Raw genomic sequence first — 24,570 nt, forward strand, 5'->3', positions numbered from 1 at the left:
CGTCGGTCGAAATCAACGCGATTGCGTGATCAAACTCTTTTGAATTCCTCGGCGACACCGATGCTCTTCTTTGAATACCAACTCAAGGATTCGGAATAGTCGCGTTCGGCATCCTTTAAAACGATCACATTAACCATCGAGGCCCGCCTGGCGACGAGCACGCTCGCGGACTTCTCCCCAAGGCGCACCGGACGTTTCTCCGGAATCATAAGCATCGCTTCGTCGATTCGCCTCAGCAATCCACTGCGAATCCGGTGGAACCCAGTCAGCTGGTGAGATGCCGTCCCAAAGCGCTTCAATCAACCTTGCTCTCTCTTCGGAAGGAAGAGCCTTCGCAGCCGTCAGAATTTCATTCATCGTGGTCATTTTGCTGTCGCTCAACTGATTCGAGACAAGGGAAAACAAAGACCGCATTCACTCGACGTGGCTTTCCCATTCTATCAGCCGTCTTCAATCTCTGTTGAAGAATCAAGGCAGCAGAAAAACCTGGAGCTTGCGGCATCCGTGGGCGCCCAGAACCAACGACTGCTCGATATCGGCCGTCTTGCTGGGGCCGGACACAAAGACACCAAAACCAGGGTCGGGAGTGCCGATTCGGGCGTACGCTTCGTGCATGTTGTTCAGCAAATCCGATCGCGAAATCACGATCGCTAAGTACTGGGCGATGAAGATCATGACACGGTGAGGCAGCGTCTTGCCGTCGATCCAAATCGCTCCGTTCTCGGCCACACCAAACTCGCCGCGAACGATCGTCCAGTCCAACGTTGACAAGGCATGCGGGTCGTCGATGGTCGCTAAATCCACGGTCGGCGTGACCGCGTCGGGAACCGTTGACGCGATCCGGCGAGCGGACTGGAAGACTTCGATGGTTTGCAATTTCTCGCGAATTTCGCTGGGCGTGTTGACCAGATGGGCTTCGCCGCCCACCGATGCCAACGTGTCTTGAAACTGCTGCAAACGATCCTCAAACTGAATCACGCGAGCGGGATCGATCATGGGCAACTCCGGCGCATCGACGATGCAACCTTTCAATCGATCCAAAATGATCTGCCGACTGTTGGATTGTGCTTCGCTCATGATCGCTCCTCCTTCGAAGCCGTTGCCGCCCCCGATGGCCGGTTCTTCGCATACCACTCGTGGAACGATTCTTTGGGAGGTTCAGGAAGGTCTCGGTCTTTGGTCCACGTGTTGAAACGATTGTGCGTTAGCGATTTCGGCAGCACCTTCAGACTGACTCGCCCGAAGTACCCCGCCGCAGCAAACAGCGTTGGGTTGCGGAACAAGAACGAAGCCGCCTTCATCGCCATGCGTTTGTTCCAGGCAACCAAGCGTTTTCCCACCAAGACCTTTCGCCACGCCAGCAACTGGTGATGCAGTGGAATCTTGACGGGGCAAACGTCGGTGCATGATCCGCACAAGCTGCAGGCAAAGGGCAAACTTTTGTGAGCCTTGGCATTTTTCGCGGGACCCAGCACGCTACCGATCGGACCGGGAACGGTGGCCCGATAGCTGTGCCCGCCACTGCGGCGATACACCGGGCAAGTGTTCATGCAAGCGCCGCAGCGGATGCAGTTCAAAGACTCACGAAAGGTTTTGCTGTCGCGAATTTTCGAGCGACCGTTGTCGACCAACACGATGTGCAGTTCGCTGTTCTCGTCGCGGGGCCCGTGAAAGTGCGACGTGTAGCTGGTGATCGGCTGGCCGGTTGCACTGCGAGCAAGCAACCGAGTGAACACCGACAGGTCCTGGAACCGTGGCACCAACTTTTCGATGCCCATGCAAGCGATGTGAATTCGCGGCAAGGAAACGCCCAGGTCGGCGTTGCCTTCATTGGTGCAAACGACCAAACCGCCGGTGTCCGCGATCGCGAAATTGACGCCGGTGATCCCGACTTCACCGCTCAAAAACTTGCCCCGCAAGTGCCCCCGTGCGGCTTCGGTCAACACCTGTGGGTCCGACTCGCCAGCGCGTGTGCCGAGATGTTGATGAAAGGTGTCGCCGACTTCTTCTTTTTTGATGTGAATCGCCGGCAGCACAATGTGACTGGGAGTTTCGCCACGCAATTGCACGATGCGTTCGCCCAAATCCGTGTCGACGACCTCGATGCCGTTGTCGATCAAGTATTCGTTCAGACCGCACTCCTCGGTCAACATCGATTTGCTCTTCACGATCCGAAGTGTGTCGTTGCGGCGAAGCAGTTCCAACACAATGCGGTTGTGCTCTTCCGCGTCAGCCGCCCAGTGCACCACCGCTCCCAATCGAGTTGCATTGGCCTCGAACTGTTGCAGGTACTCGGGCAACTTTGCGATCGTATGATTCTTGATCGTCGACGCTTGCTCGCGGAGGTACTCCCACTCGGGAATCGATTGCGCTTGCTTGTCACGTTTGCTGCGAACGAACCACAACGAATCATCATGCCAATGCGACCGAGGTTCATTGGTCACAAACTCACGAGCGGCACTCGGGTGATCGACGATGGGAAGAGTAGAGGTCAAGAGAAGTCACTTCGCTTTGGAATTCATTCAAACAAACAAGAACGCCGAAACCGTCAAACGGTCAGGGATTCGTCAACGCTGAGGAAGCTCGGTCCGCGTCGGGGGAACCTTCCTGCATCGCCTCCACCAACACCTCGGCAATGTGTTTGACCGACATCGGCATGTTGCGCCGGCGGATCAACCCGCCCATGTGCATCAGACAGCTCATGTCACCGGCAATCATCACTTCACTGCCGGACGAGATGTGATCCGTCACGCGATCGATTCCCATCGCCACACTGGTCTCTCGTTCAGCAACCGCAAACGTCCCTCCAAAACCACAGCATTCGTCCACGCGGGTGAGTGACTTCAGCTCGATTCCATCCAGCGATTCCAGTAACAGCCGCATTTTGTCTTCCCGCGGCGTCATGTTTTCACTGCACGCGCCCAGCCGCAATTCTCGCAGACCGTGGCAACTGGAGTGAATGCTCGCCGGCCGTGGATACCGTCCGGGAATCGATCGGACTCCCAGGCGATCCACAATGAACTCGCACAGCTCATACGTGTTTTCACGCAAATGCTGGAATTCGGTGTCATCGGGACCAAAGTAATCGGCGTAATGGTTCCGAATCATCGACGCACAGCTGCCGGAGGGGCACACCACAGCGTCATACCCAGCAAACCGCTCCACCCACTGCTTGGCCACCGGAGCCGTTTCGGCATCGCATCCAGTGTTCGCCATTGGTTGCCCGCAACAGGTTTGCCCGGCGGGATACTCCACTTGGACCCCCAAGCGTTCCAGCAACGTCAATGTCGCGATCGCGACATCGGGAAAGAACTGGTCGATGTAGCAGGGAATGAACAGAGCAACAGACATGCGAGGCTGGGCAAAAAGGCAGAAAAGAGGAAAATCGCGTGCGTGAGCAAACAGATTGCGCTAACGCAGAGAGTATAGACTAACGGTCCAGGGCCGGAGAGAACGCCCTCCGCGGAAATGGTTCCGGTTGATTTGTCGCGTCTCAAGAGTCAGGATGAAGTCGCGCCCCATTCGCCTCCTTCGGATGAAACATGATCTCCGCCGTCAAACCCACCACGTGCACGCTGGTTGTTTCCAAGGGACAATCTCGCAATCCGGCCAAACGAGGGCTGGAATCGGCGATCGCACAGGCCGCGGGCCAGCTCGACGGCGTCGAGGTCATCATGGTGCCTCACTTGTACGATTTGCCCAAGGGTGGTGAATCCCTGGAACTGCTGCAAAAGATCGAGGGCGACCTGATCGTCTGCAGCTGGATCTTCTCGCGAGCCGCTCACTGGGTCCTGGACCGCAACGGGATCGGCGGGGCCACCGGCGAAGTCGAACTGGGGGCAGACGAAGACGACGAGGAAGAATTGTCGCTCCCAGACTCGGAATCCTCCGATTCAGCCGGCGACGAGCCAGAAGCCGTCGACCGGGTGACCGACCTGTACCCTCGCCCCGACCGAACCATTCACTGCCTGGACCTGAAGGTCTCCGAGTCCGTGGACGATTTCATCGGCGAAATCAAACGCATCCTGAACATCGCCGCCGAGCCCGATCAATCGCTGCCGATTGTCGGCGGAAAGATTGTCGAAGTCGATGAAACGACCAGCCGACGTTGGTACCCGGTCATCGATTTCAGTCGCTGCACGAACTGCATGGAGTGCATCGACTTCTGCTTGTTCGGCGTCTACGGCGTGGATGGAGTCGAAAACATCTTGGTGGAGCAACCTGACAACTGCCGCAAAGGTTGCCCTGCCTGCAGTCGCGTGTGTCCCGAAAACGCGATCATTTTCCCACAGCACAAAGCCCCCGCGATCGCTGGTGCTGTGACCGAAGGCGACGAAGGTTTCAAGATCGACCTGTCGCAGTTGTTTGGTGCTCCCACCGACAAGGGCGACCCGATCGCCACCGCCGCCCGAGAACGCGATGAACAGTTGCTGCTCACCGGACGTGAGGCAGTTGGAATCGATGACAACCTGAAAAAGCGACAAGCTGCCTTGAGTGAGAAGCCCAAGGACAACCTGGATCGCTTGATCGATTCGCTGGACGAACTGGATCTGTAGGCCGCAGCGGCGCCCCGCCCCAAGCAGGTGATGCACCGCACTTCGAAACTGCACGACGTCTGCAAATGGGCGTGGCAGCGAGCCCGCCTCTCTTGCTTGGTCGAAAATATCCGATGAAAACCGGAGCTACGCTTGCGGTTCGGTCATCTTCCAAGGATCCAAGGCCTCGGTCAGAACGTCGTCGGCCAAGATTCCTTTTTCTTGGCACAGCTCGCGAATCGTTTGGCCAGACTTGAACGCTTCCTTGGCTAGCGCCGCGGCTTGTTCGTAGCCGATCAACGGGTTCAAGCTCGTGCACATCGAAAGGCTCTGCTCCACCGCGGCTTCGCAGGCTTCCTCGTTGGGTTCCATGCCATCCAAGCAGAAATCGATGAAGGCGGTCACGCCACCGGCCAACAACTCAATGGATTCCAAGATGGTGTGAGCCATCACGGGCATCATGATGTTGAGCTGGAAGTTGCCGCCGCATCCGCCGCTGACCGTCATGCAGGTGTCGTTGCCGATCACGCGCGCGGCGACCTGCATCAACGACTCGCACATCACCGGGTTGACCTTGCCGGGCATGATTGAACTCCCTGGTTGGCGAGTCGGCAATTTGACTTCATAGAAACCACAACGAGGGCCACTGCCCAACCAGCGAATGTTGTTCGCCAACCCGAGCATGGTTTGAGCGATGCATTTCAGCCCGCCGTGCGAATCGACCAACCCATCGCGATTGGCATTGCCTTCGAAGTGGTTGACCGCTTCGATGAACGCGATCCCGGTTTGCTCGGACAAACTGGCTGCGACGCGGGCACCAAACTCAGGGTGCGTGTTGATCCCGCTGCCAACCGCCGTGCCACCAACCGGCAATTCCAAGACCGCGTCTCGGGCCGCTTCAGCGCGGGCGATCGACAATTCGACCTGTCTCGCAAAGCCGCCGAACTCTTGCCCCAACCGCAACGGCGTTGCGTCCATCAGGTGAGTGCGTCCGATCTTGATGATCTTGTCCCAGGCCTGGGCTTTTTCCGTCAGCGACTCGTGCATGCGTCGTAACGCGGGCAGCAACCGATTCTCAATTTCATAGGCCGCGGCAACGTGAATCGCAGTCGGGAAAGTGTCGTTGGTCGATTGCCCCATGTTGATGTGATCATTGGGGTGAATCGACTTTGCCTCGGCCATCCGGTCGCCACCATCGATTTCGATCGCTCGATTGGACAGCACTTCATTGACATTCATGTTGCTGCTGGTGCCGCTACCCGTTTGGAACACGTCCACGGGGAACTGGTCAGCAAGCTGCCCAGCAGCGACTTCTTTGGCCGCCGACAACATCGATTCGACTTGTCCATCGCTGAGCGGGTTCTTGCCAGAACCGGTCAGTTTTCCGAGATCACGGTTCGCGATCCCACACGCCAATTTGACGCGTCCCATCGCGGCGATCATCGACGGGGGGAGCTGCCATCCGCTGACGGGAAAGTTCTCGACCGCACGTTGAGTCTGGGCACCGTAGTAAGCGTTTTGCGGCACGCGGACTTCGCCCATCGAGTCGCGTTCGGTTCGAAAATCGGTCATGGCGTGGTTGGATCAACTGAGAGTGAAACGGGTCAACAAAAGCAAAAAACCGTCGGGACAACCATCCTAGCAATCCACCCAAACGGCGCGAACGACGCCCGAAACCCAAACTCAGCGATGGTTTCTGCTACGATCTGACGCTCGGTCGAAACGTAGGGAATGAATCGCACCACACAGCGACCGAAACTGGGTGGCAAACTGCCTTCCCTGAAACTTTGGTCCTTCAAATCGACATTGGATACGAACCGGATGATGCCTTGGGATAATGGGTCGGCGATGAAACGCTTGGCCGCTTGTTTAGGTCTGTTCTCGCTCGCGATTTTTGCCGGCGATGCTTTTGCCGCGGATGCCGCCTTGGACGCGGGCCAGCAAGCGACGGAATCGATCTCAATGACGCCCATTTGGATGGTTTTGGCCGGCATCGTCAGCGTGCTGGCGATGATCATCGGGTTGAAACTCAATGCCTTCCTGGCGTTGATCATCTCGGCACTGTTCGTCAGCCTGTTGGTGGGCTTTCAAACCGATGCCGACGCGGGCACTCGGATGAATGCCGTGGTGTCCGCCTTCGGAAGTTCCGCAGGCGGGGTGGGCATCGTCATCGCGATGGCCGCGATCATCGGCAAATGCATGCTGGACAGCGGGTCCGCGGACCGAATCGTTCGCACCGCGGTCGGAATCACCGGAGAAAAAAAAGCCTCCCTGGGCCTGATGATCAGCGGTTTCATCCTGGCCGTGCCGGTGTTCTTTGACACCGTCTTTTACCTCCTCGTTCCGCTCGCTCGCAGCCTTCACAAACGAACTCAATCCCATTATCTGCGGTACTTGATGGCAATCGCCACGGGTGGGGCGATCACGCACACCTTGGTACCGCCGACCCCCGGCCCCTTGCTGGTCTCCGCGATCTTGGGCGTGGACATTGGAATGATGATGGCAGTCGGGGCCGCGGTCGCGATTCCCTCCGCAATCCTGGGCCTCCTTTTCTCGGTCATCGTCGATAAAAAGATGCCGGTGCCGATGCGTCCGCTGGGCGCCAACGAAGACAAACACGAACCCTTGGCCGAAGCACAACTGCCGTCGCTGTGGTCGTCCATGCTGCCGGTGGTTCTGCCTGTCGCTTTGATCGGTGCCGGGACCCTGGCGACGACCTTGGCCGACAAAGAAGATCGCGCGGCCATCGCCGCGGCCGACATTGAAAGCTTTGAACTGCTGAGCGAAAAATTTGTGAACGCCAGCGAAATGTCACCCGCCGGACGATTGGTCGGCAGCTCCAAACTGACCGACGAACAACGTCAAACGCTCAAGACACCGCCCACCAGCCCCGAACAAGAATCCCTGTTTTTGGCTGCCATGAACGAGGCGTTGCTCGACCCCGATTTCTACGACGCGGATGCGTTTGACGACGTCGAGATCCCCGAGGTCAGCAGCAAACTCATGGCCGCCGATCAACTTCGCATGAAGCCGGTCGATCGCCGCCGCATGAACCGTGCCCTGTTGGACTCGGCCTACCCTGAACTGCTGGCCCCGCATCGCTGGGACACTTCGATGCGAAAGACCGCCAATTCACTGGGGCTGTGGAGCAACCCCAACTTTGCGTTGTTGCTGGCCGCTTTGTCAGCCATCCTGACCTTCAAGATTGTCCGCCAATTGTCCTGGCGAGAAGTCGGCGTGGACGTGGAAGAATCGTTGATGAGCGGCGGCGTCATTATCCTGATCACCGCCGCCGGCGGTGCTTTTGGAGCGATGCTCAGTGCGACCAACATCGCAGACACGATCCAACAGTTCTTCGAAGGCCGTGAAGCCGCGGGACTCGCAATTCTCTTGCTGGCCTGGTCGATTTCCGCGGTCTTGAAAGTGGCCCAAGGCAGCAGCACCGTCGCCATGATCATCGGCGCCGGAATGATGGCTGCCATCCTTGGTGAACAACAGCCTCCGTTCCACTTGGTTTACGTTGCGACCGCCGTGGGCAGCGGATCACTGATGGGCAGCTGGATGAACGACAGCGGTTTCTGGGTGTTCACCAAAATGGGTGGCCTGACCGAAGGTGAATCGCTGCGAAGCTGGACGCCGCTGCTGGCCACACTCTCGATCGGTGGCTTGGTCACCACGATCATCCTCAGCCAAGTCATCCCAATGGCTGGCTGAGGTGCGATGGCCAGCTGGATGTACGATGGCCTTCCCAGGCCGTCGAAGCAGTTCTAGGTGAGCCGTTTAGGCGTCAGCCTGGGCTGCGAAATGTTTGGGCTTGTGGCGGCCATGCGTTTGCACAAGTTTCCATCCGGCTAGGGATATCAGAGGGTAGCCGTCGGCAAGCGATCGCGTCACCGATGGACACGCCCCCCACGGCGGGATGGAGAGTTGATGGAAGCTCGTTTTCCGGGGGTACGCTGCTACGCAGCAACCCCCGGCTACCATCTGAAATCCCTACCGGGATGAAGAAAAACAGAAGCCGGAAGAAAAATTGCATTCGCTATCGGAACGCCAATTCTTACTTCGCGGTGTTGGTGAAGCGAGCTTCGCGGACCACGGTGACTTTGATTTCACCGGGGTAGGTCAGTTCCTTTTCGAACGTCGAGGCGATGTCGCGGCAGATCGCAGCGGCTCGTTCGTCGCTGACCTGTTGGCTGCCGACCATCACTCGCAATTCGCGCCCCGCCGAGATGGCGTAGGCCTGTTGCACGCCATCAAAACGTTGAGCGATCGATTCCAGCTCTTCCATGCGCTTGACGTAACGTTCCAGCGATTCACGACGGGCACCGGGCCGAGACGCACTGCAGGCATCGGCGGTGGCGACCAACATCGTGTAAGGAAACTCCGTCACGATTTCGTCGTGGTGGCCCTTGGCGGCATGCACCACTTCATCGTTCTCTTTGCTGCGACGCAGCAGGTCAGCACCGATCTTGGGGTGCCCACCTTCCAGTTCGTGATCGGCGGCTTTTCCGATGTCGTGCAGCAACCCACAACGACGCGCCAGATCGCCATCCAGACCTATCATTTCAGCCATCATGCCGGCCAGAAACGCCACTTCCACGCTGTGCCGCAACACGTTCTGGCTGTAGGAGGTTCGGAAGTGCAGCCGCCCGAGCATTTCAATCACGCGATCATGCAACCCCGACACGTTGACTTCGCTGGCAGCCTCCTGCCCCTTTTGCAAGATGAACGACTGGATCTCTTTGCCAGCCTGCTCGACCGTTTCCTCAATCTTCGATGGATGAATCCGGCCGTCGGCGATCAGTTTTTCGAGTGACATCCGCGCCACCTCACGGCGGACCGGATCAAAGCCACTGACCACGACCACACCAGGGGTGTCATCGATGATCAGATCCACACCGGTGGCTTTTTCAAACGCTCGAATGTTGCGACCTTCGCGGCCGATGATCCGGCCCTTCATGTCATCGGTCGGCACCCCCACGGTGCTGGTGGTCGTGTCGGCGGTGTGCACCGACGCGTAACGCTGCATCGCCGTCAACAACATTTCGCGAGCCTGGGCGTCGACGCGTCGGGCCAACTCACGCTGATGCTTCAACACCGTCGAACCGATTTCGTGTTCGAGGTCTTGCCGCAGCGACTGCATCAATTTCTCAGCGGCTTGCTCTTCCGTCATGCCACTGACCTTCTCGAGTGCCCGCTGGCTTTCTTGAACCAAACGATCCAGTTCGGCACGTTGCTCGGTCAGATTTCGCATTTGCGCGGCGAGACGCGTTTGGCTGCTCTCCAAACCACGCTGGGCTTTGCGCAAGGACTCTTGACCGGAGGCCAACTGGTCTTCGCGAGCATCCAGTTTGCGATCGCGAATTTGTTCCGTTTCGCGCATCGCTGCCACTTCGCGATCTGCATTGGCCTTGATAGCCAATGCGTTTTCGCGAGCGTCGACGATGATTTGATTGCCTCGTGTTTCAGCTTCTCGGCGTGCGGTTTCGAGAACCGCTTCGGCTTCGGCCTCAAGCCGTTCGCGGCGTTTGACGGCCTGACGCTGGATGAAGGCCAGGACGGCAGCAATACCGAGGAAAAAGAAGAAGAGGCAATAAAGGATGGTGGAGGCGAGTTGCGGATTCATTAGATTCTCGAAGCCGCTTGTTCATCCCAGGCGTGCACCGAAGGTCGAGGTGGTGCAAAACGCCTTGCTTCACACATGATCGCAGCGACACCGGGTTGGCAAACAGAACGCCAACGGTCGCAAAGCGAGGGAACAGCAGATAAATTATCAGCCACATGAGCAAAACGTCCAATGCAAAGCACGGGATTGAAAGCGGTGGTGTTAAGACGGAATCGCGAGTGTAACCGACCCAACTGACGCAGGAAACGGACACGAGCCCCTTGGACGCCCCCATACCACCAAATGATCGGCCACGTGCATCCACCCCATCCCGACGAGCCCTCCCATTTCAACGCGACCGCCCACTGGCGGTCCTTGCAGGATGCGATTCGCACTTCGTGGCCCAACCGGCACGGCCGATCCTCCGACGTCGCAACCCTGGTCGGGTGCAGCGGCGGTGCGGACAGCGTCGCGCTGATTCGACTGCTCGCGGAACTGTGGGCGGAGGACTCCGCTGCGATCAATACCACGGAGCCAAACCGGACTCGCGTCACCGCCCCGTTGATCGTTGCCCATTGCAACCATGGCCTTCGCGGCAAAGAATCCGATGCCGACGAAGCATTCGTCCGTGAACTCTGCCAGCAACTGCAATTGCCCTGCGTGACACATTCCGTTCGCCAGCCGAACGAAACCGCCGCTTCACGCCCAGCCAGCGACGAAGGCACCTTGCGTCAAATCCGTCGTGAATTTTTCAAACAAACAGCGCAGCAACATGGCTGCCGGTACGTGGCGCTGGCTCATTCTGCCGACGACCAAGCGGAAACAATGCTGCACCATTTCATTCGCGGCACAGGCCCCCTGGGGTTGGCCGGCATCGCCGAAACATCGGACCTGGACACGGACCTGGTTGTGCGGCGTCCGCTTCTCCAAGTCCGTCGCGAAACGCTGCGAGCAGGGCTTCGTGAAATCGGACAACCCTGGCGGGAAGACGCCAGCAACCAACTCACTCACTACACCCGCAACTGGCTTCGGCACGATGTGCTGCCACTGATTGAGGACCGGTACCCAACCGCGGTTGAGGCAATTCACCGCGCCGCTCAACTGCAACGCGAAACGAATGAGATGATGCGTCGACTGGCTCACCGCTGGCTGGAAATGCACACTGATTTGGGTGAAAATCAATGGATCATTCACACGCGGCGATTGGCAAACCCCACCCAAGCCCACTCACACAACCGTGAGGTGGCAACCATTCAGGACTGGATGACCGAGCGTCCGATCATCGTCGCGGCGAGCCAATTGGCATGGGACCAACTGGGTTGGCCGCGAGGCTCCATGACGATGGAACATTGGCAGCGACTGGCGATGCTTGCGTGTGCAGCGACCATGACACCCCCACCCTCCGATTCCATCAACCATACCGGCCCTTTTCCTGGAGGGATCTTCCTGGATCAGCAAATGGATTGCCTGGTCTTGCGGTGCCCAAGCCCCGCCAACTGACGGTGCCCTCGACACAATCCATTCGACCGGACCAAGCCCAACAAACGGTCCATCACGTCATCGGTTTGACTCCTGCGGCCCGCATTCAGGGAATGGAATCACGCCTGACACGCCGCTGAGAGTTACGGTTCCCAAAGGAACCCACGTGCAAGCGCCGGGAACCGCTGACTGACCGTTTGCATTCGAGCCTGGCTGATACCTCATGATTCATGTCCAACACCTGTCGAAGGCCTACGAGGACCTTCGTCGGGGACGTTTCTTGGCCGTTGACCACATTTCATTTTGTGTCCAACCGGGAGAAATCTTTGGACTGCTCGGCCCCAACGGCGCCGGAAAAACCACGGTCCTGCGGATCCTCTCGACCGTGCTGCGTCCCAGTTCCGGGATCGCCACGATCAATGGCTACGACGTGTCCCATGAGCCGACCGAAGTCCGTCGCCGCATCGGTTTCGTCAGCAACAACACCGCGATCTATGACCGCATGACAGCCTGGGAGATGGTCGGTTACTTCGGCCGCCTTCATGGCATGCAACGCGACGAACTGAACGATCGACTCGAAAAGTTGTTCAGCCAACTTCGGATGAATGAGTTTCGCGATGTTCCGGGCAGCAAGATGTCCACCGGCATGCAGCAAAAAGTTTCGATTGCTCGAGCCTTGGTGCACGACCCACCGGTGCTCGTGTTTGACGAAGCAACGCTCGGACTGGACGTGCTGGTCGCTCGCAACCTGCTGGAAGTCATTCGCGAATTACGAGACGCGGGCAAGTGCCTGATCTTTTCGACTCACATCATGAGCGAGGTGGAACGGTTGTGCGACCGAATCGCGATCATGCATCGCGGACGCATTTTGGACTCGGGCACCTTGGGTGAACTGGTCGACCGGCACGAAGAAGAAAACTTCGAAGAACTGTTCTTCTCGCTGCTCAGCGAACACGAAACCGCCGAAGCCAACGAACAACACGAAGCATCCCAAAACGACCAAGACAGTGGCCAAGTGCTCGCTACCACGGAGGCAGTTCAATGAGCGAATCATCCCAACAAAAACGCGAGCGGGCCGCCAAAGCCAATCGACCGCGACTGGAAACCATCGGCTTGATCTACGCACGCGAAATGCGAGATCAATTGCGAGACCGTCGCACCCTGTTCACGATCATTGTTCTGCCGATCTTGCTGTATCCCATCGTCGGAATGCTGCTGCTGCAGATCGCGCAGTTCACCCAACAACATCCGATCTCGGTGTGCGTGATCGGAATGGAACATGTCCAAGCCGCCGCGACTGGTGACATCCCTCCGCTGCTGGTGGAGAAAGAAGCGGAAGACACCGACACGCCAGAGAAAGCACTGCCACAGTACCGATTTGCCGATGCGGTCTCCGAAGATGTTCGCAACGTCAACGTGACGACTTTTCGAACCAGCGAACTGGCACGCACCGGTGATTTGAGCGAACGAAGTGAAAGCTGGGTTCGCGACGGCATCTATGACTGCGTGATCTGTTTTGAAACACCTCTCTCAGAAACCAGCTCAACCCAGCCCAACCAACAAGGCACCATCGGGCTGTTTTACAACGTTGCCTCGGACCAGTCTCTGGTCGCGAGAGAGCGCATGGCCTCGATCTTGAATCACTGGCGTGGAACCTGGGTTCGCAATCGATTGTCCTCGGCCGGGATGGAGCTTTCGGTCTTGGATCCGTTCCAAGTCCGTGACGTCGACATCGCCCCGGAGCGAACTCGCGAAGCAGCGTTTTGGAGCAAGCTTCTGCCTTTCATCATGCTGATCTGGGCGATGACCGGCGCGTTCTATCCTGCGATCGACTTGGTCGCTGGTGAGAAAGAACGTGGAACGCTGGAAACGTTGCTCTGCAGCCCCACGCTTCGAAGTGAAATCGTTTGGGGCAAGCTCGGCGCGGTGATGTCATTCAGCATGATGACCGCGATCCTCAACGCCTGCTCGATGCTGGTCACCAGCACGTTTGTGTTCAACCAAATCGCGATTGGTCCCGCGGGCGGCTCCATGGGAACGCCGCCCTTGATCCCGATGCTGTGGTTGTTCGTGGCCCTGATTCCGCTGTCAGCCTTGTTCAGCGCATTGGCTCTCGCGGTCGCCGCCATGGCACGCAGCAGCAAGGAAGGCCAGTACTACCTGATGCCGCTGATGATGCTGACACTGCCACTGGTCTTGCTACCGATGTTGCCAGGCACGACGCTGAGCTTGGGCACCAGCTTGATTCCCGTCACCGGGATGTTCTTGCTCGTCAGAACTCTGGTCGAGGGACACATGGTCGAAGCCTTGACGTACGTTCCGACCGTTGCACTTGTCACGGGCATTTGCCTGTGGTTGGCCGTTCAGTGGGCCCGCCGCCAGTTCGAATCCGAATCCGTTTTGTTTGGTGATGGCGACCAGTGGGAACTCGGGGCTTGGTTCCGACACCTATGGCGTGACCGCCAATTGGCAGCCACTCCCACCGTCGCCTTTGGATGCGGAGCCGTGGTGCTCGTCGGACTCTTCTTTGGCAAACTAGCCGTGACCGAGATGCCAACCACCTTTGCGGGCATCGCGACGCTGGTCCTGATCCCCCAACTCGGATTGATCTTGGCTCCGACGTTGTTGATGTCGGTCATGCTGACCACCTCTCTGCGCACCAGCCTGCGACTCAATCTTCCAAACTGGCGAATTTGGCCGGTCATCGGCGTGCTCTGTGTCATGCTTCATCCGCTCTACATCCAATTGGCTGGATGGATCAGCGTGATGTACCCACTCAGTGACCAAGCGGTCGAGGCCATGCTGCCGTTCACTCAGCAAATCGCATCGGCCCCGTGGACATCGGTGATCCTGTTGATGGCGTTTGTGCCTGCGATCTGTGAAGAGCTCACGTACCGCGGATTCATCTTTGGCGGACTGGTCCGCGGCGGCCACCCGTTGCGAGCCGTCTTGGTCACCGCGTTGATGTTTGGCATCTCGCATGGCGTGCTTCAACAATCCATTTCAGCCACGTTCATGGGATTGCTGCTCGGCTGGATCGCACTGCGAACTGGAAGCGTGTTGCCAGGCATCGCGATTCACTTCTGCAACAATGCCCTCTCGGTGTCGCTGCAACGGGTCACTGAATTGGATCTGCCGATCTTGAATGAGCTGATTCAAAACTCGGCCAATGGACCGGCGTACCATCCTTACTGGACGGCATGTTGCTTCATCGTTTCCGCCGCTTGCTTGGCTGGAGTTTACCGAATCACGCAAGAAGCGGATTCCATCAACAGCCATGATGCGCTGGCTGATCGCGTGAGCTTGGGCAGCAACGTCACCGACCCAGCCTTGAAGCGACTTTCACCGGCCACGCAATGAACCGCTGCCCAAGGACCGACGACTGGTCTTGTTTCGTCTTGCTTACCAATAGCCACGTGGTTGGGATGGCACATCGTTCGGAGCAGGAGCCGATTGAAACCCGCTGATGCGTCCCGAAACCCGGGGTGCATCTTGACCAACAGGCAGCCCTGATTCATCGACTCGTGGCGTTCCCGGCACACTCCCAATGGAATCATTCAACGTGAGCGGACCGCGAGGCGGTTGAAGCAACCAAAGCATCTCCAGCGTTTGGCCGGAGACTGGCACCGACACGCTGTGCGGAGCCGCGAACAGACGCATCAATTGAGTCGCTGCAATCTGTTGAGGACCGGTCCTCACAATCGGCTGGCCCCCAGCGCACAACATCGTTCCAGGCGGCATCTTTTCAAACCCGCGCTGACTGTTGCACAAGCCCTCCATCGCGAGCTTGCCGTCGTACAAATCAAAGTCGATCGCAATCAAATCAAATGGAAAGTCATCCGGAACCGCGGTGGACAACTGGCACCCCAAGTCTTCTGCCAAACGCGGCAACAGCGACGCAGAGATCCAGCCACGTGTGATCTGAACCACCCCGTCGACATCCACCACGCCACCAGGAACAATCTGGCAACGGTTCAACTGCAACGATCCCTTGCCGACCAAACGATGCGGCAAGAACTCCGTCATCCTCGCCATGTCGATGTTCTCGATTCGAGCGCTGCTGAGATCCAACATCCAAACCAAACCAGCCGCCCCTGCTCCAGCTTGACTGGGCACCTGAGACAGCTTGGCTGCACCATGGAACGTTGCCTCGTCGCCCAGTTTTTCAAACGCGGGATGATAGCCCGCCAACCAGGCAAGTGGTGCGTTCAGTTCGCCGGTTCGCAACGCAACGCTGGTTCGTGGCTGCCCCTCGTCACGGCGACGTTTGATTTCAATTTCCATCGGTTCAATGTCGGGTCGTTCCCCCGCCAGCATGCAATACAAAACGGCGGAGACTTCTTTCTCGCCCGGTAAGATTCTGCCGTCCAAATCACGAACCGTGATTTGAGAATGCGCGGACTGGATCGTCAGGTCATCAGCGGCCAACCGAATCGGATGCAGCGTGTGCTCGGGCCGACAAAGAAATCGGTCATGAACCAACTGCCACACGTCGTCGAGATACTCCGCGCGAATCTCAGGTTGGCTCAACCGAACGATCGTGCGGTCGTCCTCTTGCACCCAGGAAACAATCCGAATCCGGCCGATCGATTGCTTGGTTTCATTGTCTCGCAATTGAACGTCGCCCAGCTGCCATGTCGTTGGGCTGACGCGTTCCAGCGAACCGATTCGAACATCCAAACCAGTTTGCAGCGCAAGCGTGGCTTCCGTCGCCCGGATGCATCGGCGGTGATACCACGGCGACCACATCACGAGGATGATCAGCATCGTCACGCAGGTCGGAACCGCGCAGCAGGCAACGAACAAACCTCGAGCCACGGCTCGCATCGTCCGTTCGTGCATTTGGCGAATCCTTCGCACCGCATGGGGTGGGCTGACGAAAACGGATTTCCAACAAGACAACGACCTGCGCTCAATCGCTGGTCAGCGTCCGCGAAAGCCCATCAGTGAACTGGCTTTCGAGACCTCGTCGAGTCTCCGTTTCACGATTGCGACCATACCCAACTCGGCCTGGAAAAGAACAGATCGAAACGGGGTCGAATTCCCCTGTCTGGAAGACGATTCCGCGACCGCCCAGGGCCGTGAAACAGACGGCCACAAGCGTTTCTTTTTCACGAAACAACCACTGCGTGAAACACCTGCGACGTGAAACCCAATCGCTTCATCCTGTCGTTCTGTTCAGCCGCCCAATTTGAAGCCTCTGTGCGGGATAACCCTGCATCGCGATCCGTTCGCCTGCGCTACTCCGCGTTGCAGCCCCGCTCGCAGATCATCGACGGAGCAATCCGTAACGAAAGATGCACCCCAGAGCAGCGACCCCGTCCCGCCAAGTGATCTTCTTGCCTTCGTCGTACCAGCGGTGGTGGTAACGAATGGGACGCTCTGTGAAACGCAACCCTTTCCGCGCCCAGCGAGCCGTCAACTCGATTTCAATTCCGAAGCGGTTTTCCTTCAACTGCGGCAGAATGCCCAAGAAACTCTCACGGCGAGCCATCTTGTAACAGGTTTCGACGTCGCTCAAACGCGGCCCGATTGCCACGCTGGCTAACCAAGAAATGAACCCGTTGACGGCCTGATGCCACCACGGCGAGACCTGGCGATCGCAATGACCGTAGCGCGTGCCGTAGACCACATCGGCTTCCCCAGCCAACAACGGTTGCAACATGACCCGAAAATCGCCGGGGTCGTACTCACTGTCCGCGTCTTGAATCACAACCACGTCGCCCTGAGTGGCTTCAATCGCTGTGCGGATCGCCGCACCTTTGCCTCGGTTTTCCGCGTGTCGTATCAGTGTGACATTGTGGTCACTTTGATATTGCTGCAATGACTCCCCGGATCCATCGTTGGAACCATCATCCACCACGATGATCTGCATCGGCAGGCCGGTGTTGCGCAACGAGTTCAGCACCGACTCCACGGTCGAGCACTCGTTGTAAACCGGCACAATCACCGACAAGCAAAACGAGTCGGGCAGGGGATAGATCGACAACGCGCGGCAAGCGTCCGGCCCCATTGTTTGGCGCATCCGAGCAACGTACTCATCGCTGAACCAGTAACTTGGTTCAACGGCAGAATCGGATCCCGTTGAAGCAGGGTCCAAATGCGTTTGCGATTCGTTCGAAACGAGTTCGGAAGACGCGTTCAGTTCGTTCACGTTGAGTTCACCGGGTGCCACGGCGGCGATGACGCAACGTCATCGAATCATCCCATCGGACAACATGCCGCAACCAAGAAAAGGAAACCTGTTTGCGTGACATCATACGCGACTTCGCATGTGCGATGTTGCGACTTCGCATCCGTGCCTGATCGTGCCACGGTTCCCCCTTGGTTGACAAAAAAAACTTCACCCGAACGAGTCGCAATTTTCAAGGTCAAATCAATTGACCGGTCAACGCGAATGTTTTTTTGATCACTTTGTTGTTGACATCGATGGTTCACCACGCCAAATTTTCGCTCGCTTGACCCACACATCTTCGATCCCTTCACAAGCTTGTGAAGCGGTTGCACTGAACGTTCTGTTCAACCGATTGTGGTCGATGATTTGTCTCTTCCAACGGAGTGTGTTCGATGCGGTTTGCCAGAATTTCTTTTCAGTCTGTCAAGCACCGATCGCCTCACACTTTCTTCGACGTTCCCCTTGGACAAGCGGGGTCACCGTCCGGCGTCATTTGATTGACACGGCAACTTTCCATTGACTGAATCATGGCGAAGGGCTTCGCCATGTTTTTGTTCGTCACAACGAGTGTGATCGATACACGGGAGACGGTTTGGACTCCACATCGCAGTTTGAATACTTCGATTGACACGGACGTCACTCCCTTCATTTTAATGTTGCCCAACGATGCTTCTTGATTTCTCTCACGCAATCAAGGTGCATTGGTGAACTTGAATTCCGATCGCCGACAAGGACTGTTCGCATCGGGTAACAATTTGAATTGGTAACAGAGCGACGCCAGTTTTGCAGGAAGCAAAACTGGCTCGTTTTTTTCTCTCAGGCAACTCGCCTCTCGCCTGGCTCACCTGACTGCCGGGGCATGGAACATTCCCGCTCGGAACACCTTGTTTCCCCCGGGCAATGAGATCGTGCAGTTTTTAAATGCCGTGCTCGCGAGGTTGAATTCACCCTCCTGAACGCAGTTGGGGAGGGTCGGAATGCGAGCGTTCAGCGAGAATCCCGGGGAGGGCATCACCCGCCGCGTCCCATGCCCGGCCCCGCTGAAAAACGATCTCAAAATCCGCACGACCTCCAATCGTTGCGACGGCGTTTCAAATCGTCGAATTTCTCGGCGAGGCGGCCTCCTTCTGCGACCGCCGTCAGCCCCTCCGGCGTTTCTCAATGGCTGCCCAGCTCCCTCGCGTGCCCTCTTGACGCTCAAATCACGGATGCCACCATAAGTGCAGAATTCACCCAATCAGTCCCCGCACACCTTCACCCCAAAGAGTTCTCATGCGTCGCGCTAAAATCACCATCGTCGGAGCCGGAAATGTTGGTGCCACCTGTGCTCATTGGTGCGCCGCAGCGGAACTCGGCGATGTCGTTCTCTTGGACATCCCACGCACCGAAGACATGCCTCGCGGCAAGGCCCTCGACCTGATGCAAGCCTCGCCAATCATGGGGTTTGATTCGAACATCGTCGGCACCACGGACTACGCCGACACCGCCGACAGCGATGTGATCGTCGTCACCGCCGGACTGCCTCGCAAACCAGGCATGAGCCGCGACGATTTGTTGGCCACCAATGCGAAAATCGTGACCAGCGTTGCCGAAGAAATCAAAGCCACCAGCCCCAACGCGGTGATCATCGTCGTCAGCAACCCGCTCGACGCGATGGTGCAGCAGATGTTCAAAGTCACCGGCTTTGAACCCGCCAAAGTCATCGGCCAAGCTGGCGTCTTGGACACCGCTCGCTACCGCACGTTCCTGGCAATGGAACTGGGCGTCAGCGTGGAAGACATCAGCGCCTTGTTGATGGGTGGCCACGGCGACACGATGGTTCCGATCCCAAGCTGCACCAGCGTGGGCGGCATCCCCGTCACCCAACTGATCTCCAAAGAACGCTTGGACGAAATCGTTGACCGGACCCGCAAGGGCGGCGCCGAAATCGTTTCCTTGCTGAAAACCGGCAGCGCTTACTACGCTCCCGCCGCGGCTTGTGCCCAAATGGTCGAAGCGATCGTCAAAGACAAGAAACGCGTCGTCCCTGTCGCTGCTTACTGCGATTCCGAGTACGGCGTCGGCGGCTACTACGTTGGCGTTCCAGTGGTGCTGGGCAGCGGTGGCGTCGAACGCATCATCGAATTGTCGCTCACCGACGAAGAAACCAAGGCCTTCCAAAACAGCGTCGACGCGGTCAAATCGCTGGTTTCGACCATGGACGGATTGCTCGCTGAATAGAAGCGACACGCTGAATCGCCCCGCCTCATTCAGGCGGGTCACACCAGATGGGCTGATTTGACGATCGCCAAGAGAGCATTCCACCCTTTTGAGTGGCAGGCTCTCTTCTTTCATCCTGCGGATCGATTACGCTAGTGGTCCGTGACAGCGAATGGTTCGGGTAGCGAAACTCGTCAAGAGTTTCGACTGGCCTCATTGCCCGGGTAGCGAAACTCGTCAAGAGTTTCGGTTTGGCCTCATTGCCCGGGTAGCGAAACTCATCAAGAGTTTCGGCTTGCTTGACAAATTCCCGAAAGTCTTGATGACTTTCGCTACGGTAGTCCCCCCTACATTTAGCCGCACAGTCCCTTCGCTTATCTCCTCGGAGTCTTCCCGATGAAACGCCGTTGCTTCCACCTTTTGATGGCTGCCGCCCTGGCAGTGGTTTCCGTCTCGGCCCACGCCCAAGACGAAGAACTCCCCAAGGCATCGCCTGCGAAAGCCGAACCGACCAAGGCGGTCCCGGTCCAAGCAGCCGAGATGTCTGCCAAAGCCCGTCCACTCAGCGTGACCGTCGGCCTGGTCAACGATTCCAAAATCGAAGGCACGCTGACCGACACGACTCAGCTGCAAATGCAGACGTCATTCGGCACCGCCAGCATCCCCTTGTCGGAAGTTGCCGGCATTCGCTTTGCCTCCGCCAACGACGCGACCACCACCGTGGTCATGCTCAACGGTGACTCGATCACGGGAGCGACCGATGTCAAACTCATCACGGTCGAAACCGAATGGGGAACCGCATCGATCAATGGCCCCAGCATCGCCTCGCTGATGTTCGTTCCTGGTTTGAACTGGAACCCTTCCGACGGCCTGAACGGAAAACGCTGGAACCTCAGTGACATTCAAAAGCAGGACACCCCTTCACGCCCCACAGTGAATTCACCGACCGGCCAGTCCAGCAATCGGGCGCCAAGTCCCCAACGTCCTGGCACAAGCGTTCCCTCGATCAACCAACAGTTCTTCCCGAACCGGTGAACCTGACTGGCCGCTTGGCGGTCACTCCAATTCCACGATGTCCAACCCAGCATCCCATTTCGGCTTCGCCCGGAATGGGATGTTGTCATGAAATGACTACAATGCCTGTTCCCCGCCGGCCCTTCCGACATTCTCCTTCGAGCTGATTCGTTGCAATACCGTCCCGCGCTATCCAAGATGAAACCGTACATCCCGGGGGAACAACCGCCACCGGGCAAATTCATCAAGCTCAACACAAACGAGAACCCCTACCCACCTCCGGCCCCGGTGGTCTCCGCGATCCAGTCCGCCGCAACCGGACCACTGAACCGTTACCCCGACCCCATGGCGACCTCGTTCCGACGAGCCGCCGCGGATGCGTTGGGATTGCCTGGTCCGGAATGGGTGCTCGCCGGCAACGGCAGCGACGAAATCCTGACCTTGCTCGTTCGCGGTTTTGTTGGCGAAGGCGAGTCGTTGCGACTGCCTTACCCCAGCTACATCCTGTACCGGACGCTGGCTGACATCCAAGGTGCGAACTGGGAACAAGTCCCATTCAACGATCCGTGGGAACTCCCGCAGTCATTTGGCGAAAATCGCGACGACCTGAAACTGGTGCTGCTGCCCAATCCAAACAGCCCCAGCGGAACGATCGTTTCCAAGAGCCAGATCGCCGAACTTTCCAATTCGCTCGACTGCCCGCTGGTCATCGATGAAGCCTACGCGGACTTCGCGGAAGAGAACTGCCTGGACCTGGTGCAGTCCAACGACAACATTTTCGTCACCCGAACACTCAGCAAGTCGTATGGTCTGGCAGGCATCCGGTTCGGGTTCCTGGTGGCTCAACCACATGTGATCGCGGAACTGACCAAGATCAAAGACAGCTACAACTGCGACGCGATCTCAATCGCCGCCGCGACCGCCGCGATGGGGTGCCAAGACTGGCTGGCCGATGTCGTTGCCAAAATGAACGTCACCCGAGAACGATTGACCGTCGGCTTGCGAACACTTGGATTCGACGTGACACCATCGCACGCGAATTTCGTGTGGTGCCGCCACCCCGAAGGAAAACACGCCGAAATTCACCAGTACCTCAAACAAAGCCAGATTCTGATCCGATACATGGACTTCCCCGACTGGGGCGATGGATTGCGAATCAGTGTCGGGACCGACGAACAAATCGATGCGTGCTTGTTGATGATCGAGCGTGCGATGCAATCTCTCAACCTTACTCTTCCCGCCCGAGCGGACTCGACATGACCCCCTCCCACTCCAACTCGTCACGCGAAGTCAGCCTGGAACGCAAAACGGGCGAAACCGACATCCAGTTGTCGGTCAACCTCGACGGCAGCGGTGCTGGCAAACGCAAGTCCGGGATCGGCTTTCTCGATCACATGCTGGACCTGCTGGCCAAGCACGCCTTGATTGACTTGACCGTGGAAGCCAAGGGCGACCTGCACGTCGATGATCACCACACGGCCGAAGACATCGGGATCGCGCTGGGCACCGCGGTTGACCAGGCTCTCGGCAATCGCGCCGGTGTACGTCGCTACGGACACTTCACGTTGCCGATGGATGAGTGCTTGGTCACGTCAGCGGTCGACATGGGTGGACGCTACGCGTTTGAGTACCACGCTCCCATCGCGGCCCCCAAAATTGGAACCTTTGACAGCGAATTGGTCGAACACTTTTGGCAATCGTTCGCCGTCAATGCGAAGTGCAACCTGCACGTCTTGTTGCACCACGGCAGCAACGCTCACCACATCAGTGAATGTGTTTTCAAAGCCACCGCGAGAGCGATCCGGATGGCCGTTGAAAGCGACCCTCGCAGCGATGCAATCCCGAGCACGAAGGGTGTGCTGTAGGAATCTGTGCTGATCCGTTCAACTGGGCGGGGCCCATCGCGCCGCCCGGACGGTCAACTTCTTGGATGAAGATGATCGAGGACACGCTCGACCCATTGCCAACGCTCAGGGTCGGCGCAACGAAGCTGAATTTCGCGAGTTCCGGACTCAGGTGAATCCGCTTGGATCTCGATCTGCATCCAGATCGCTTCGGGTGGCATCGCTTCTGCAAACCGATCAGCCCATTCGATCACGGTCCAGGCGTTGGGTTCTTGGTAGCACTCCTCCAACCCCAATTCCCACCATTCGTCTTCATCACCGACCCGGTACGCGTCAACGTGGTGCAGAGTGTGCTGTTTCGCCCGATAAGTTCGGAGCAAGGTGAACGTGGGGCTGGTCACTTCAGACGAGTCCAATCCCATCGCGCGGGCGAGTTCCTGCGTCCAACGTGTCTTGCCAGCACCCAGTGTTCCGGTGACGGCAAAGCAGACCGGGAACGCAATCGGCTCGCGAACAAAAGCGTCCGCGAGCCGAGCGAGTGTGTTCAAATCAACTTGGTCGAGTGTGACCAAATTCAATCCTCTGACTTCAATTCCAGTGGGGCGGAAACTCAGGGAGTTTCTGCGGTGCCGGTCACGTTGTCCGAAGGCATTTCAGCAGCGCCAGTGGCGTTGTCGCTGACAACAGGAGCTGCGGTGTCGGTGTCGACGTCCACGTCAGCTGGTGGTGCTGGCGGTGGGCAACCAACGGTCGTGGCCAGCAATGCAAGTGCGAATACGCAGCGAAGAGTTTGTTGAATCATGGTGACTCGGGAAGGAGAAAGGTGGGACAACTTGTGATCGATTCGGCAACCCGAATTCGGTTTCCAACCTCTAGATTAGCAAAACGTTCATAAATTGCACCCTGTCGTTGCCAGAATCCATCGCAAGAGCCGTTTCACGGCAATCTGCCAACCCTTGCAACCCGCGTAAACCTTTTTTCCTCCCCAAAGTTGCCGATAAAAACAGCTGTCACGACTGCTTTCAATGTGCAAACCAACGCGTTCGTTTGCGCCGCCAAAATCGATCTGAGCCGCCCGCACCCCGCTTTTATCCTGGGAGAATTGATCAATCCAAAGCAGCCCACTCGGCAGGCCGGACGATACCACCAACGAAATCAGTCCATTCGCTGAGGTTTACCTATGAAATCGACCGTCCCGTATCTATTTGCTTTGTTGATTGGCGCAATCATGGCCCCAGCCGCTTCGGCACAGGGGCTGGACGATCTGTTTTCAGCGTCGCCGCAGCGTGACACGCCTCAACGGAACGCCGAACGCTTGGCACTTCCGCCAATGGCACCCGCCGTCGCCGAAGCTGCTCCCGAAGCAGAACCAGTGAACAGCCCCTCGGATCGCAAACTCGTCCATTCACCGGGCTCCGCCGCAGAAGCAATCCCCTCCTTGGCGATGCAACTGCGACAAGCACGTGCTCTCGAAGCGTCTCGTCAACGACAAGCTCGACTGGAAGCGTCTTACTGGGCGAGCAATCCCAACTTGCGTCCTGCCTGGGACAGCAACTTCGGCCAGTACCAACACCGCAACCGAATCATCTACTACGTGCCTTCGTACGTTCACACGCGATGATCGCGAAGTTGCCAGCGGCCGACCGCTGCCTTTGAATTGAGGTCGCCGCTCGCTGACGCTATGCCGGCTCAACGAGGACTGGACGGGTGATTAAAATG

At 57.7% G+C, this 24,570-nt stretch carries 21 protein-coding genes; 10 read left to right on the forward strand and 11 right to left on the reverse strand.

What is annotated here, in order from left to right; genetic code table 11:
• Positions 1 to 29 precede the first annotated feature (29 nt).
• The 5 genes from UH5x_RS12290 to UH5x_RS12310 all read right to left on the reverse strand — a co-directional run bounded on the left by UH5x_RS12290 (position 30) and on the right by UH5x_RS12310 (position 3,351).
• The gene (locus UH5x_RS12290; RefSeq protein WP_482636138.1) at positions 30 to 209 is read right to left on the reverse strand and encodes a hypothetical protein; all 180 of its coding nucleotides are present in this window, start codon (positions 207 to 209) and stop codon (positions 30 to 32) included.
• On the reverse strand, positions 130 to 414 hold the full coding sequence (locus UH5x_RS12295) for an addiction module protein (RefSeq protein WP_083435004.1): 285 nt from the start codon (positions 412 to 414) through the stop codon (positions 130 to 132). The genes UH5x_RS12290 and UH5x_RS12295 overlap by 80 nt, the downstream gene beginning before the upstream one ends.
• Before the next feature lie 54 nt (positions 415 to 468).
• A complete protein-coding gene (locus UH5x_RS12300) occupies positions 469 to 1,077 on the reverse strand; it encodes a LutC/YkgG family protein (RefSeq protein WP_482635810.1) in 609 nt (202 codons plus the stop codon).
• The gene (locus UH5x_RS12305; protein WP_482635811.1) at positions 1,074 to 2,495 is read right to left on the reverse strand and encodes a lactate utilization protein B; all 1,422 of its coding nucleotides are present in this window, start codon (positions 2,493 to 2,495) and stop codon (positions 1,074 to 1,076) included. Before UH5x_RS12305 ends, UH5x_RS12300 begins: the two co-directional genes overlap by 4 nt.
• A gap of 61 nt (positions 2,496 to 2,556) precedes the next feature.
• The gene (locus UH5x_RS12310; protein WP_047815331.1) at positions 2,557 to 3,351 is read right to left on the reverse strand and encodes a (Fe-S)-binding protein; all 795 of its coding nucleotides are present in this window, start codon (positions 3,349 to 3,351) and stop codon (positions 2,557 to 2,559) included.
• Positions 3,352 to 3,542: 191 nt separating this feature from the next.
• Between UH5x_RS12310 and UH5x_RS12315 the strand changes: the two genes are divergently transcribed.
• On the forward strand, positions 3,543 to 4,556 hold the full coding sequence (locus tag UH5x_RS12315; protein ID WP_482635812.1) for a ferredoxin family protein: 1,014 nt from the start codon (positions 3,543 to 3,545) through the stop codon (positions 4,554 to 4,556).
• 126 nt (positions 4,557 to 4,682) lie between these two features.
• Here the strand turns inward: UH5x_RS12315 and UH5x_RS12320 are convergent, their stop codons facing one another.
• Complete coding sequence (locus UH5x_RS12320) at positions 4,683 to 6,107, reverse strand: class II fumarate hydratase (protein ID WP_482635813.1); 1,425 nt, start codon at positions 6,105 to 6,107, stop codon at positions 4,683 to 4,685.
• Positions 6,108 to 6,383: 276 nt separating this feature from the next.
• Between UH5x_RS12320 and UH5x_RS12325 the strand changes: the two genes are divergently transcribed.
• Positions 6,384 to 8,249 carry a GntP family permease gene (locus UH5x_RS12325; RefSeq protein WP_047815372.1) on the forward strand — a complete coding sequence of 622 codons (1,866 nt, stop codon included), beginning with the start codon at positions 6,384 to 6,386 and terminating at the stop codon, positions 8,247 to 8,249.
• A gap of 343 nt (positions 8,250 to 8,592) precedes the next feature.
• Here UH5x_RS12325 and rny read toward each other — a convergent pair whose 3' ends face one another.
• Positions 8,593 to 10,161 (reverse strand): ribonuclease Y, encoded by a 1,569-nt coding sequence (rny, locus tag UH5x_RS12330; protein ID WP_047815334.1) that lies wholly within the window; start codon positions 10,159 to 10,161, stop codon positions 8,593 to 8,595.
• Positions 10,162 to 10,455: 294 nt separating this feature from the next.
• On the opposite strand from rny, the gene tilS reads away from it, so the two are divergent.
• The 3 genes from tilS to UH5x_RS12345 all read left to right on the forward strand — a co-directional run bounded on the left by tilS (position 10,456) and on the right by UH5x_RS12345 (position 14,979).
• Positions 10,456 to 11,640 (forward strand): tRNA lysidine(34) synthetase TilS, encoded by a 1,185-nt coding sequence (gene tilS, locus UH5x_RS12335; RefSeq protein WP_482635814.1) that lies wholly within the window; start codon positions 10,456 to 10,458, stop codon positions 11,638 to 11,640.
• Positions 11,641 to 11,842: 202 nt separating this feature from the next.
• A complete protein-coding gene (locus tag UH5x_RS12340; RefSeq protein ID WP_047815336.1) occupies positions 11,843 to 12,664 on the forward strand; it encodes an ATP-binding cassette domain-containing protein in 822 nt (273 codons plus the stop codon).
• On the forward strand, positions 12,661 to 14,979 hold the full coding sequence (locus UH5x_RS12345; protein WP_482635815.1) for an ABC transporter permease subunit/CPBP intramembrane protease: 2,319 nt from the start codon (positions 12,661 to 12,663) through the stop codon (positions 14,977 to 14,979). The genes UH5x_RS12340 and UH5x_RS12345 overlap by 4 nt, the downstream gene beginning before the upstream one ends.
• A gap of 42 nt (positions 14,980 to 15,021) precedes the next feature.
• Here the strand turns inward: UH5x_RS12345 and UH5x_RS12350 are convergent, their stop codons facing one another.
• Together UH5x_RS12350 and UH5x_RS12355 are read right to left on the reverse strand one after the other, a co-directional pair.
• Positions 15,022 to 16,461, reverse strand: a complete 1,440-nt coding sequence (locus tag UH5x_RS12350) for a hypothetical protein (RefSeq protein WP_236696366.1) — start codon at positions 16,459 to 16,461, stop codon at positions 15,022 to 15,024.
• Between the two features lie 427 nt (positions 16,462 to 16,888).
• A complete protein-coding gene (locus UH5x_RS12355) occupies positions 16,889 to 17,773 on the reverse strand; it encodes a glycosyltransferase family 2 protein (protein WP_047815373.1) in 885 nt (294 codons plus the stop codon).
• 1,293 nt (positions 17,774 to 19,066) lie between these two features.
• On the opposite strand from UH5x_RS12355, the gene mdh reads away from it, so the two are divergent.
• From mdh to hisB, 4 genes are all read left to right on the forward strand, one after another.
• Positions 19,067 to 20,014 (forward strand): malate dehydrogenase, encoded by a 948-nt coding sequence (gene mdh / locus UH5x_RS12360; RefSeq protein WP_047815342.1) that lies wholly within the window; start codon positions 19,067 to 19,069, stop codon positions 20,012 to 20,014.
• Between the two features lie 375 nt (positions 20,015 to 20,389).
• Positions 20,390 to 21,028, forward strand: coding sequence for a hypothetical protein (locus tag UH5x_RS12365; RefSeq protein ID WP_047815343.1), 639 nt, complete (start codon positions 20,390 to 20,392; stop codon positions 21,026 to 21,028).
• Positions 21,029 to 21,178: 150 nt separating this feature from the next.
• Positions 21,179 to 22,267, forward strand: coding sequence for a histidinol-phosphate transaminase (gene hisC / locus UH5x_RS12370; protein WP_482635816.1), 1,089 nt, complete (start codon positions 21,179 to 21,181; stop codon positions 22,265 to 22,267).
• Positions 22,264 to 22,872: an imidazoleglycerol-phosphate dehydratase HisB gene (hisB, locus tag UH5x_RS12375; protein WP_047815345.1), complete on the forward strand. Its 609-nt coding sequence runs from the start codon at positions 22,264 to 22,266 to the stop codon at positions 22,870 to 22,872. The genes hisC and hisB overlap by 4 nt, the downstream gene beginning before the upstream one ends.
• Before the next feature lie 53 nt (positions 22,873 to 22,925).
• Here the strand turns inward: hisB and tsaE are convergent, their stop codons facing one another.
• Positions 22,926 to 23,429 carry a tRNA (adenosine(37)-N6)-threonylcarbamoyltransferase complex ATPase subunit type 1 TsaE gene (gene tsaE / locus UH5x_RS12380; RefSeq protein WP_482635817.1) on the reverse strand — a complete coding sequence of 168 codons (504 nt, stop codon included), beginning with the start codon at positions 23,427 to 23,429 and terminating at the stop codon, positions 22,926 to 22,928.
• A gap of 32 nt (positions 23,430 to 23,461) precedes the next feature.
• Positions 23,462 to 23,653, reverse strand: coding sequence for a hypothetical protein (locus UH5x_RS12385; protein ID WP_047815347.1), 192 nt, complete (start codon positions 23,651 to 23,653; stop codon positions 23,462 to 23,464).
• Positions 23,654 to 24,031: 378 nt separating this feature from the next.
• On the opposite strand from UH5x_RS12385, the gene UH5x_RS12390 reads away from it, so the two are divergent.
• Positions 24,032 to 24,472, forward strand: coding sequence for a hypothetical protein (locus UH5x_RS12390; RefSeq protein WP_047815349.1), 441 nt, complete (start codon positions 24,032 to 24,034; stop codon positions 24,470 to 24,472).
• Positions 24,473 to 24,570: the final 98 nt, after the last annotated feature.

Source organism: Rhodopirellula sp. UH5 (assembly GCF_056839225.1).